The organism is Megasphaera stantonii (genome assembly GCF_025567065.1).
Classification (GTDB): Bacteria; Bacillota; Negativicutes; order Veillonellales; family Megasphaeraceae; genus Megasphaera; species Megasphaera stantonii.
Genome location: NZ_JAOQKD010000034.1, coordinates 1 through 11,457, shown reverse-complemented (window position 1 = coordinate 11,457; position 11,457 = coordinate 1). Strand labels below are relative to the sequence as shown.

The 11,457-nt window shown below is 57.0% G+C and carries 10 protein-coding genes; 9 read left to right on the top strand and 1 reads right to left on the bottom strand.

Translation table 11 applies throughout. The features are described 5' to 3' along the window. Positions 1-354: 354 nt before the first annotated feature. Complete coding sequence (locus OCV58_RS11785; RefSeq protein ID WP_154877954.1) at positions 355-1,524, top strand: autotransporter outer membrane beta-barrel domain-containing protein; 1,170 nt, start codon at positions 355-357, stop codon at positions 1,522-1,524. A gap of 54 nt (positions 1,525-1,578) precedes the next feature. On the opposite strand, the gene OCV58_RS11780 is transcribed toward OCV58_RS11785, so the two are convergent. Further along, positions 1,579-2,781: an MFS transporter gene (locus tag OCV58_RS11780; RefSeq protein ID WP_095630397.1), complete on the bottom strand. Its 1,203-nt coding sequence runs from the start codon at positions 2,779-2,781 to the stop codon at positions 1,579-1,581. A gap of 231 nt (positions 2,782-3,012) precedes the next feature. Between OCV58_RS11780 and OCV58_RS11775 the strand changes: the two genes are divergently transcribed. The 8 genes from OCV58_RS11775 to OCV58_RS11740 all read left to right on the top strand — a co-directional run bounded on the left by OCV58_RS11775 (position 3,013) and on the right by OCV58_RS11740 (position 11,113). Next, a complete protein-coding gene (locus OCV58_RS11775) occupies positions 3,013-3,945 on the top strand; it encodes an ABC transporter permease (protein ID WP_154877953.1) in 933 nt (310 codons plus the stop codon). Positions 3,946-3,947: 2 nt separating this feature from the next. Next, positions 3,948-4,862, top strand: coding sequence for an ABC transporter permease (locus OCV58_RS11770; RefSeq protein ID WP_394802428.1), 915 nt, complete (start codon positions 3,948-3,950; stop codon positions 4,860-4,862). After that, positions 4,859-5,854, top strand: a complete 996-nt coding sequence (locus OCV58_RS11765; protein WP_154877951.1) for an ABC transporter ATP-binding protein — start codon at positions 4,859-4,861, stop codon at positions 5,852-5,854. Before OCV58_RS11770 ends, OCV58_RS11765 begins: the two co-directional genes overlap by 4 nt. Further along, complete coding sequence (locus OCV58_RS11760; RefSeq protein ID WP_087478633.1) at positions 5,841-6,809, top strand: ABC transporter ATP-binding protein; 969 nt, start codon at positions 5,841-5,843, stop codon at positions 6,807-6,809. The genes OCV58_RS11765 and OCV58_RS11760 overlap by 14 nt, the downstream gene beginning before the upstream one ends. Further along, positions 6,809-8,401 (top strand): peptide ABC transporter substrate-binding protein, encoded by a 1,593-nt coding sequence (locus OCV58_RS11755; RefSeq protein WP_154877955.1) that lies wholly within the window; start codon positions 6,809-6,811, stop codon positions 8,399-8,401. Before OCV58_RS11760 ends, OCV58_RS11755 begins: the two co-directional genes overlap by 1 nt. Before the next feature lie 5 nt (positions 8,402-8,406). After that, positions 8,407-9,342 (top strand): S66 peptidase family protein, encoded by a 936-nt coding sequence (locus tag OCV58_RS11750; RefSeq protein ID WP_154877950.1) that lies wholly within the window; start codon positions 8,407-8,409, stop codon positions 9,340-9,342. A 19-nt stretch (positions 9,343-9,361) separates the two neighbouring features. Further along, positions 9,362-10,516, top strand: coding sequence for an amidohydrolase (locus OCV58_RS11745; protein WP_154877949.1), 1,155 nt, complete (start codon positions 9,362-9,364; stop codon positions 10,514-10,516). Positions 10,517-10,669: 153 nt separating this feature from the next. Then, positions 10,670-11,113, top strand: a complete 444-nt coding sequence (locus OCV58_RS11740) for a flavodoxin family protein (protein WP_157949754.1) — start codon at positions 10,670-10,672, stop codon at positions 11,111-11,113. Positions 11,114-11,457 lie beyond the last annotated feature (344 nt).

The following is an 11,457-nucleotide window of genomic DNA, read 5'->3' as shown; positions in this document are numbered from 1 at the left end:
CTCCTTTGTTGATGATTTCTCGCAAAACCATTTTAACATGAAGCTTCACTATGGATTTTTGTTTTTTGATTACCTGTTCAAATTCATTTTACAATTAACCGTTTTTATTTAAGGAATAGTATGTTGATAATATGACATGGTACTCATAAGGTATATTGACAAGAATGGTATATGATGTAAAATGAACGTAACAAGAGGATATATAACTAATGTGTTATGAATAATGAGTAATTAAAATCGTATCTCTTTCACTATGGGGATACGATTTTTATCTATTTGCAAAAATAGACAGGCAGTCAGGAGCGAAGCGTCGGCTGTCCCGTTTACATGAGAAGTGAAAGGAGAGGATGGAGTATGCTTAGGCGGTGGGAGAAGAAAGGGCTTGCAGTCATTTGCTTTCTTGTCAATTTCACCGTTTCTGTTCATGCCGCTGAGCCCAGCGACTGGCGGCAGACTGCCTATTCCATCGCGGCCGGGCAGATTGGGGCCGTCAACGCCTACCGCATAGAGGACGACTTGATATGGCGGCGCATTGACGACAGCCGGTTTGCGGCTTTTAAAGGCATGCAGCGACCGACGGATGCCTCGGACTGGTCGGTAAAGTTTTTCTACCGCAGCGACGTATTTCCCCGCTATGGCAGCGCATCGCTGTCCCAGGATTACAGCTCCATGCAGCTGGGCTACGAAGCGGGGCGCGTGTGGAATTGGCGCGGCGGCACGATGCGGCAGGGGCTGTTTTACTTGTCAGGGTCTTCGAACGCGTATTTGAGCAGCTACGACTCCGGCGGCATATCGTACGGCGGCGCGTCGTCGGCCATGAAGAAATACGGCGCGGCCTGGTACACGTCGTGGGAGGGCGCAGACTCACACCGCATAGAAGGCGTGTTTCGGGTGACGAGCCTGCGGAATCACTTGTCCTATACGGATGAGGCCGGTCAGAGCCGGTCGGAAGCGTACCGAACGTGGATGCCGGCGCTGGGACTGCGCTGGTACCAGACGAAGTTTGCAGCGGACAGCTTCTTTTGGGAGCCCCAGGTCGGCGTGTCCTTCGGCTATATGAATCTGCCGTCTGTAGGGTCGACGGCGGTGTATACGCCGAAGAATCAGACCCTGCTTACGGGAAAGGCCGGCCTCATGGCTGGAAAGACCTATCGTATCCGCGGCAATCAGGGGCTGGCCTACGGCCGGTTTGAAGTGCAGCGTGATTTTACCGGCCCCCTGTATGGAGAAGGGAAGAATGTGCAGAGCGGCGATTCGGCTTCCGTGTCGCTGGGGTCGGGGCCGTCATCTTGGTACAATATGACTGTCGGCACGTCTTTCACCATGGGCCAGGGCAATACGATTTGGGGCGAGCTGACGCGGCGCTTCGGCTCCGACATGAGACAGACGTGGAGCGTAACCGGCGGCCTGGTGCTGCGCTGGGGCGGCGCGAAAAAGGAAGACCGGGAAGAGTTCAAACGGCTCAAAGAGGACGAACGTTCCTTGAAACACGATAAGGACGCAGCTAAAGACGCAAAAAAATAACATCCCGCAGGCACGTCGGCTTCAGATACCGGACTGCTTACGGGATGTTTTTCGTTATGGGTGATATTGCCGCATGGCGATTTTTTGCTGACGGCGGGCGAAGATGCTCATGATGAGCACGATGACGCCGGCTAGGACGAAGACGAATTTGATGCCGACGAAGGTCGCAATGACCCCGCCGAGAAGGGGCCCGGCCATAGAACCGATCTGCTGAGCCGAAAAGAGGAGGCCGAAGACGCGGCCTTTCATGTGGGCCGTCGTGTTTTCCGCTAAAATCGCGTTGATGGACGGATAAATGCCGGAGAAGAACAGGCCGATGGCAAATTGCGTCGCTGCGAAGTAATAGAGGTCGTCCGGAACGGCTTGCAGGAAGAATACGAGGCTCGTGGCGAACAGGGCGTAGGTCAGCGACGTGTGGAAGCCGTGGTGCTGGCCGAACCGGCCCCACAAGGGCGATGAAACAGCGCTGGCAAAGCCGCCCAGGGAGAAGACGAGGCCGGAAATGAAGATCAGGTTGTCCAGATGGCCGGCCAATTCCGTTACGTACGTCGTCAGGACGGGCTGGATGATGAGGATGACCATCTGCACGAAGACGGCGAAGATCAGCATGTTGCGGATGAGGGGATGATGCCACAGGCTTCCCTCTTCTGCCGGCGCGGCGGCCTTCGCCGTTTCTGTCGGCGTATCCGTGTCAGGCGGTTCCTTGATGAAGAATACGAGGATGAGAAAGTTTAGGAATAAAGCGCCTGCGGCGAGGAAAAAGGACATGCGCATGCCGAAGATTTCCGCCAGCAGCCCGCCGAACAGGGGGCCGATGACCCCGCCGGCCGTCAGGGCGCCCTGCATGACGCCCAGGCAGATGCCCAGCTTTTTAGGCGGCGCGTACGTCGTCATAATAGCCAGCTCCATAGGCCACAGGCCTGCGGCAAAGCCCTGGAACATGCGCATGAACGTCAGCTGCAGCGGCGAGGTGACGATGCCGCCGAGAAAATAGCTGATCGCCAGCAGCAGGCTGGAACGGATCGCCATGAGCCGCTTGCCCTTCTTATCGGCCAGGCGTCCCCAAATCGGAGCCATGATCGCGCTGACGGCAAAGGTCGACGAAAAGACGACGCCAGACCAGATATTGACCGAAGACGCGTCTACGCCCAGCTCCCGCGTCAAATACATGGGCAGAAAAGGAATGAGCATCGTGTAGCTGGAAGACATGAACACGACGTTGCAGGTTAATATGGCTAAACAGACTTTCCAATTCATGATCGATTCGCCTCTTTTATATGGAACATTCTATATATTTCTTTATATACTTATAATAATCTATTTGAGTACGTTCATTATACTGCAACTTTTTGGAAAATGATAGACCCGTCTTATGGTCTTGCTGAATTCATGCCGGACTTATATAATAAAGACACCGCATGGCGACGGGCGGGCATGGCGCCGCCTTTTTCCTGCGGAAGGACAAGATTTGAAAAGAAGGAACGCTGCATGATTATATATCTCCTGAAGCGCATAGCTGGCGCCGTCGTCGTGCTGTGGGCTATTATTACGATTACCTTCGGGCTGATGCACGCCATACCGGGCGGCCCCTTTACGCAGGAAAAGAAGTTGCCGCCGGCCGTCATGGAAAACATCGAAGCCCGATACCATCTGAACGACCCGCTCTGGAAGCAGTATGCCGATTACGTCGGCCGGGCCGCCGTGTTGGATTTGGGCCCGTCTTATAAATATCCCGGCCGCACGGTGAACGACATCATCGCCGAAACCTTTCCCGTATCGGCCGCCTTGGGGTGCATCAGCCTGTGCCTGGCCGTTGGCGTCGGCGTGGCGGCCGGTCTGGCTGCAGCCTGGTACAAGAACCGCTGGCTCGATTACGCTCTGATGCTTGGGGCGACCTTTGGCGTATCTGTTCCCAGCTTTATCATCGCGGCGCTGCTGGTGCAGCTGTTTGCCTTTACCTGGCCCGTGCTGCCGGCGGCGATGTGGAAGGGGCCGTCCTACGTCATCTTACCGGCGTTGGCCCTGGCGGCTCACCCGACGGCCTTCGTCATGCGCCTGACCCGTTCCAGCGTGCTCGACGCGCTGGGACAGGACTATATACGCACGGCTCGTTCCCGCGGCGCAGGCAAATACTCTCTCCTGTGCCGTCATGCCCTGCGCAACGCCCTGCTGCCGGTCGTCAGCTACATCGGTCCCTTGGCGGCGGCCTTGCTGACGGGCAGCTTTATCGTCGAGTCCATGTTCGCTATTCCCGGTCTGGGACGGCATTTTGTTACCAGCATATATAACCGCGATTATACGGTCATATTGGGGATTACGATTTTTTACAGCTTTCTCATCATGCTGATGAATTTACTGGTAGATATGGTGTATCCGCTGCTGGACCCGCGGATTGCCTTGAAGTCGCGTAAGGGGGAATGACCGTGGACGCTCGTGAATTTGAGCCCATCGGGCCGGAAGCGCGCCTGGAGCCCTACGTTCCGCCGCAGAAACTGCGCGAGCGGGGCTGGCGGCAGATGAAAAAAAATCGGCTGGCCCTCTGGGGTATGGCCATCGTCGCCGTCATGACCGTGTTGGCCGTCGTCGGGCCGTGGCTGTCGCCGTATACGTACGACGCACAGAATTTCGCCATGGCCAACGCCTGGCCGTCGCGGGAACACTGGTTCGGCACCGATTCGCTGGGACGGGATTTGTTCGTCCGCGTCCTGTACGGCGCGCGCATTTCCTTGTCTATAGGACTGGTTGCCAGCCTGATCAACGTGTGCATCGGCGTCTTGTACGGCGGCGTCGCCGGCCTGGTCGGCGGCCGGACGGAACAGATCATGATGCATATTGTCGACGTCTTGTATTCGATTCCTATGCTGCTGTACGTCATCCTGCTCATGGTAGTATTTCGTCCGGGCCTGCTCAATATTTACCTGGCCTTGGGCATATCGTACTGGCTCAACATGGCCCGCATCGTCCGCGGCCAGATACTGAGCTTAAAGCAGCAGGATTACGTGCTGGCCGCGCGGTCCTGCGGCGCGTCGACGTGGCAGATTCTGCGCCGCCACATGATTCCCAACTGCGTTGGCCCGATCATCGTCACCTTGACCTTATCTATTCCTGACGCTATTTTTACGGAGGCTTTTCTGAGCTTTATCGGTCTGGGCGTATCGGCTCCCATGGCCAGCTGGGGCGTGCTGGCCTCGGAAGGCATCAACAGCATGCGTTCCTTCCCGTTCCAGCTGTTCTTTCCGGCGGCGGCCCTGAGCCTGACCATGCTGGGGTTCATGTTTCTCGGCGACGGCCTGCGCGACGCCTTAGACCCGCAAAACCAGAAGGAGGGTAGCCGATGAAGCCGTTATTAGAAATCGATGGGCTGTCCGTGTCGTTCCGCACGTACCGCGGCATCCTCGAAGGGCTGCATGAGGTGTCATGGCAGGTATACCCCGGCGAGACCGTGGGCATTGTCGGCGAATCGGGCTGCGGCAAATCCATTACGGCCCAGTCGGCGATGAAGCTGCTGCCGGAAGAAACGGCGATATATACGAACGGCCATATTTACTGGGACGGCCGGGATATACTGCCCTTGCGCGAGGGGGATATGAACGCATTGCGGGGCCGGCAGATGGCTATGGTATTCCAGGACCCTATGACCTCGCTGAATCCGGTGCTGACGATAGGCAGCCAGATTTGCGAAGGCCTGGACCCGGCGAAATTCAAGCGCCGGAAGGAACGGGATGAACGGGCCCTGGCGCTGCTGCGGGCCGTCGGGATTACAAATCCGGAAAAGCGGTTGGGCCAATATCCCCATGAGCTGTCCGGCGGCATGCGCCAGCGCTGCCTCATCGCCATGGCCTTGGCCGGCGAGCCGCGGCTGCTCTTCGCCGACGAGCCGACGACAGCTCTCGACGTGACGACGGAAGCGCAGGTATTGGCGCTGATTCAGGAGCTGCAGAAGCAGCTGGACATGGCCGTCGTCCTTATTTCCCATAACCTCGGCGTCATCGCCCAGATGTGCCGGCGCGTGTACGTCATGTACGCTGGCTGCGTCGTCGAGGAGGGGCCTGTAGAAGATATTTTTTATCGGCCTGCCCATCCGTATACGCAGGGGCTGCTGGCGTCGCTGCCGGACCCGTCCCGGCCGGACAAGGAGCTGACGGGCATCGACGGACAGGCTCCCGATTTGTTCCATATGCCGGCAGGCTGCCGCTTTTATCGCCGCTGCCCGCAGGCTATGCGCATCTGTACGCATAGCCTGCCGCCGCCGTACGAGCTGGGCGGCGGCCATCGCGCGGCATGCTGGCTTCTGTGCCCGGAAAGGAGGAAGGCCTGTGAATCTGATTGAGGCTGTTCATATTACGAAGCAATTCGTCGCAGGCCGGGACTGGCTGGGACGGCCGAATAAGGTAGTGACGGCTGTGCGCGACGTATCGCTGGCTATACGGCCGGGCGAGACCGTCGGCTTAGTCGGCGAATCGGGCTGCGGCAAATCGACCTTTGCCCGCACCGTACTGGGACTGTATGAAAAGACGGGCGGACAGGTATTATATAAGGGACGGGATACGGCAGAGGCCGATGCGGCCAAAGCGTACCGGCGCTGCGTCCAGATGATTTTTCAGGACCCCTATTCGTCCTTGGACCCCCGTATGACCGTCGGCGATATTATCAGTGAACCCCTGCGGAACTACGGCCTTTGCCCTACGGCGTCGGAACGGCGGAAGACCGTAGAGGCTCTCTTGGAGATGGTCGACTTGCGGGCCGAAGCGGCCCAGCGCTATCCCCATGAATTCAGCGGCGGCCAGCGGCAGCGCGTCGGCATCGCCCGCGCCCTGGCCTTGAAGCCGGAATGCGTGTTCTGCGATGAGCCCATTTCGGCCCTCGACGTATCCGTGCAGGTGCAGATCGTCAATATGCTGAAGCGGCTGCAGCAGGAGCTGGGATTGGCGTATTTGTTTATTTCCCATGATTTGGCTATGGTGCATCACGTCAGCCGCCGTATCGGCGTCATGTATTTAGGACGCCTCGTCGAGCTGGGACCGGGCGGCGATGTGTTTCACCGGCCCCTTCATCCTTATACGAAGCTGCTGATTTCCGCCGTGCCGCGTCCCGATCCGGGATACAAGCGGCGCGTCGTCGTCGAAGGGGAAATTCCCGGGCCCTTCGACGTGCCGTCAGGCTGCGTATTTCATCCGCGCTGTCCCTATGCGTCAGACCTGTGCCGCCGGGAAGAGCCCCTGTGGCGGAAGGTGCGGCCGGAGCGGTACGTCGCCTGCCACGCCGTGGCAGAGGAGGGCCTATGATGAAACGGATATTGGCGGCTGTCGGCCTGGTGCTGCTGTTGTTGGCCTGCTGGGGATGCGGGGCTGCGCCCCGTCCCGATACGGTAAGCTATGTGCTGGAAGCCGAGCCGTCGCGCCTGGACCCGGCGATGACGACGGCCCTGCCGGAAAGCAACGTGGAGCTGCAGATTTTCGAGGGGCTGACCCGCTTAGATGACCATGACGTGCCGCAGCCGGCCCTGGCCGCTTCGTGGCAGATTTCGCCGGACGGCAAGGTATATACGTTTTATCTGCGCGACGGCATCTGCTGGAGCGACGGCACGCCGATTACGGCCCAGGATATTGAATACTCGTGGAAGCGGGTGCTGAATCCGGACGTCGCTTCGGAAAACGCCTACATGCTGTTCTGCATTGATAAGGCCGAAGCGTATTTTAACCGGCAGGCCCGAGCTGACGAAGTGGGCGTCACTGCCTTGGATGATAAGACCCTGCAGGTGCGGCTGACGAACCCGACGGCCTACTTTCTCAATTTGACGGCCTTCCACTGCTATTACCCCGTGCCGAAGCACGTCGTCGAAGCCCGGCCTGATACGTGGGCGGCTGACGCAGAGACGATGGTGTGCAGCGGGCCTTATAAGATTACGGCTTGGAATCATTCCAGCCAAATCGATATGGTGAAAAACGACGCCTATTGGGATGCCGGCGCCGTCGTTTTGGACCGTCTTGAATTTCCCATCAGCGACTCTCAGGCGACGCGCCTCACGCTGGTAGAAAGCGGACAGGCCAATATGACCGTCGAGCCGCCGCCGTCGGAACAGGAACGATTAGAGGCGCTGGGGCTGTATAAGATTGCGCCGTACCTTGGCTCGTATTACTATGTATTCAACGTGCAGAAGCCGCCCTTTGACGACGTGAACGTCCGCCGGGCCTTTGCGGCGGCCGTGCGGCGGGAAGAGCTGGTGCGCTATGTCGTGCGGGCTCAGAAGGAAGCGGCCTACGCCTGGGTGCCGCCGGGAATTGCCGACGAAGAGACGGGTCGCGATTTTCGTGAAGAAGGCGGCGATTTAGCCGTCGAAGACGAGGCGGCCGCCAGGGCCTATCTGAAGGCTGCCGGACATGATGAAAGTCATCCGCTGCCGGAGGTGACGATTTTATTCAATACGAATGAAATGCACAAGGCCATCGCCGAAGCGATGCAGTCCATGTGGAAGGACGTGCTGGGAGCCGATGTCTTTTTGGCGAATCAGGAATCAAAGGTATTCCTGGCGACGCGCAGCCAAGGCGATTACCAAATTGCCCGGGCGTCGTGGATTGCCGACTACGTCGACCCGATGACGTTTTTAGACGTGTTTGCAGATAGGGATAACGATGCCCGCTATTATAATGTTATATATAATAATCTGGTACAGGCGGCTAAGGAGACCAACGACCCGGCGCTGCGCCGGCAGTATATGCATGAAGCCGAACAAATTTTGTTCGACGACTGCGTCATCATCCCGATTTACTATACGACGCAGCCCTACGTCGTACAGCCCTATGTCAAGGGCTATCATTGGTCGCCCTTGGGCGTCGTCGATTTTAAACGGGCCTACTTAGAAGATCAGAAAGGATGAACTGCATGTATACTTTTCCAAAACCGCTGCGGCCAGGCGCTACGATTGCCATCGTAGCGCCGTCGGCTGCCCTGGCGGACGACGATTTGCAGGAAGGCATCGATTTCATACGATCCTTAGGCTATGACGTCAAACTGGGACGGTCTGTCGGCGCGCATTGGGGCTACTTGGCCGGTACGGATGAGCTGCGGGCGCAGGATATTCACGAAGCCTTCGGCGACGACGGCGTGTCCGCCGTGCTCTGCCTGCGCGGCGGATATGGGGCGGCCCGGCTGCTGCCGCTTCTGGATTATGATTTCATTGCGGCCCATCCTAAATTATTTATGGGGTTCAGCGACATTACGGCCCTGCACACGGCGTTTCAGCAGCGCTGCCGCATGGCGACGGTCCACTGCGCCATGGCCATGTCCTTGGGCCATACGGCGTCGGACTATACGCGGAAGCAGTTTGCCCAGGGGCTGCAGTCGCCCTTTTCGGCGCGGTCCCTTTCCCTTCCCGAAGGAACTGTGCTGGAGCCTATCGTACCGGGCTGCGTTTCCGGTCCATTGTGCGGCGGCAACATGATGCTCCTGTCGGTCCTGACGGGGACGCCGTATGAGCTGGACGGCACGGATGCCGTCGTGCTGCTGGAAGAAATCGGCGAAGACGCCTATGCCCTGGACCGGATGCTGTGCCAGTTTGAGCAGTCAGGATTGTCCGAGCGGGCAGCGGCCTTTGTCTTCGGCGATTTTGCCCACTGTGAGCCGACGCAGAAGAGCGAGTATGAGTTCACCGTAAAGGAAGTCGTATTCCAATACGCCCAGCGTTGGGGAAAGCCGTCCCTTTGGGGCTTTCCTGCCGGTCATGGCCGGCATAACGCCTGGCTTCCCTTCGGTGCGACTGCCTGGCTGCGCAGTACGGCGGACGGAGCGGAGCTGGCCATTACTGCGCCGACATTCTGAAGCAGAAAGGGAGATTGACATGGATAAGCAGAAGATGAAGGAAGCAGCTTGCCGAAAGGTCGACGAGCTGCAGTCCTTAATTTATGAAATTGCCGACTACATACACGCCCATCCCGAATTGGGCGGCAGCGAATATTTGGCGTCGTCCTATTTGCGGAAGGTACTGGGCGACGCCGGCTTTACGGTGGAAGACGTCGTGCCCGAAGCGTTTCCGACAGCCTTTCATGCTTCGTGGGGAGACGGGCCGTTTCACATGGGATTTTTAGCGGAGTACGACGCCCTTCCGGAGATTGGCCATGGATGCGGGCACAATCTCATCGCAGCTATGAGCGTCGGGGCGGCCCTGGCCTTTGCCGCTGTCTGCGGCGCCGGCGCGACTGTCCATGTATACGGCTGTCCGGCGGAAGAAACGGAAGGCAGCAAGGTGTATATGAGCGACCAGGGCGTATTTGATGAATTGGACGCTGCTGTGATTCTTCATCCCTGTGCCGATACGACCAGCATCGGCGGCACGTCGTATGCCTCCCATCCGATGGAATTTACCTTTTTGGGCAAGGCCGCCCATATTGCCGACAGGGAATACGAGGGAATCAACGCTCTGGATGCCCTTGTCGATTTTTATCGGCAGCTGAAAGACCTGGAACAGACATGGACGGAAACCCATCTGATCGGCGCTATCATTACGGACGGCGGCATCGCGCCCAATATCGTCCCCGATAAAGCGGTAATGCGGGCTACAATACGGGCTCTCGACGCGCAGTATTTAGAAACGGTCATGCTGCCGCAGATTCGCGAGCTGGCTCAAGCTGTTGCCCAGGCGCACGGGGCCGAGGTCGCGATGGTTCATTATGAGCCGCTGTATAAAAATATGATACAAGATGCCAAAATGAACGTATATTTTGCCGAAGCCTTTAACGCCCTCCATGAACCCTTCGATGTAAAGGACGATGATTATGCCGACGGTTCCAGCGACGTAGGCAACGTGAGCCAGGTCACGCGGGCTTGTCAGCCGGAGATCTGCATTTGCTACGACGCGGCGGCTCATACGGAGAAATTCGCTGCGGCAGCAGGCGGCGAGCTGGGGAAAATGCAGGCCTTAGTAGGGGCTAAAGCGATGGCTATGGTGGCCGTAGAAGTCATGAATGAAAAGAATGGCAAAGAATTCTTGTTGTGAATTTTTTTCTTTGTGAACTGGCAAAAAATGTATGAGTAAAACGTGATGAGATATATTGACAAAAGGACACCTCAATAATATACTTTAGGCAAGATGATATTTCATTATCATTTTGCGGAACGTCTTAAGAAAGAAGAGGGAAGTGATCACATCATGAAATCTATCGTATTGTACTCGTCTCATACAGGAAGAACGAAAAAAATTGCCGAACACGTCGTAAGCGGACTGCCGGAAGGTACGCCGTGCCTGCCCGTTGAAGAAATGCCGGCCGACATCAACTCCTACGACTGCGTTTTTTTAGGCTGCTGGGCTGACGGCGACGCCGTAGACGCCGGCGCTGCGCAGGCTTTGGAACAATTGGATAATAAAAACGTCGCCGTATTTGTCACAGTGCAGAGCGGACCCTTCTCCGACGACTCGGCGAAAATTTTGCGCACCGTCATCGATGTCCTTCCTTCGGGCTGCAAAATCGTCGGCACCTATGTCACGCCGACGGAACGGGAAGATAATAAAGAAGAAAGTGATCAGAAAGCGCGGGCTTTTGCTCGGGACTTTGCAGAAAATACGCTTGACCGCTTGATGGGCGCCGGAGTTTAATCGCTTGTATTTGTACGGACTCGCTAAAGAAATCCATTGGATTTCTTTAGCGTTTTTTGTTGCCGCCATTTAAACGAGACGGCCTGATGCGGCGTTTACCAGGTGTTTTTCCGAAACACACATTTTTGTAGGAAAAATCTCTTGACAACAGGACGAAAAGGGGATATACTAAACAAGCTGTTGCGGCAGGGCGCCGCGGCAGGCCGGATAGCCGGTTCGCTTGAAAAGAACTTCAAAAAAAGTGCTTGACAAGCCCGGACGAGTCTGGTAAGATATACAAGTCGTCGCGAGACGGCATGGCCTTTGAAAACTGAACAGTGTGATACGAAACAATACGCCAGAGT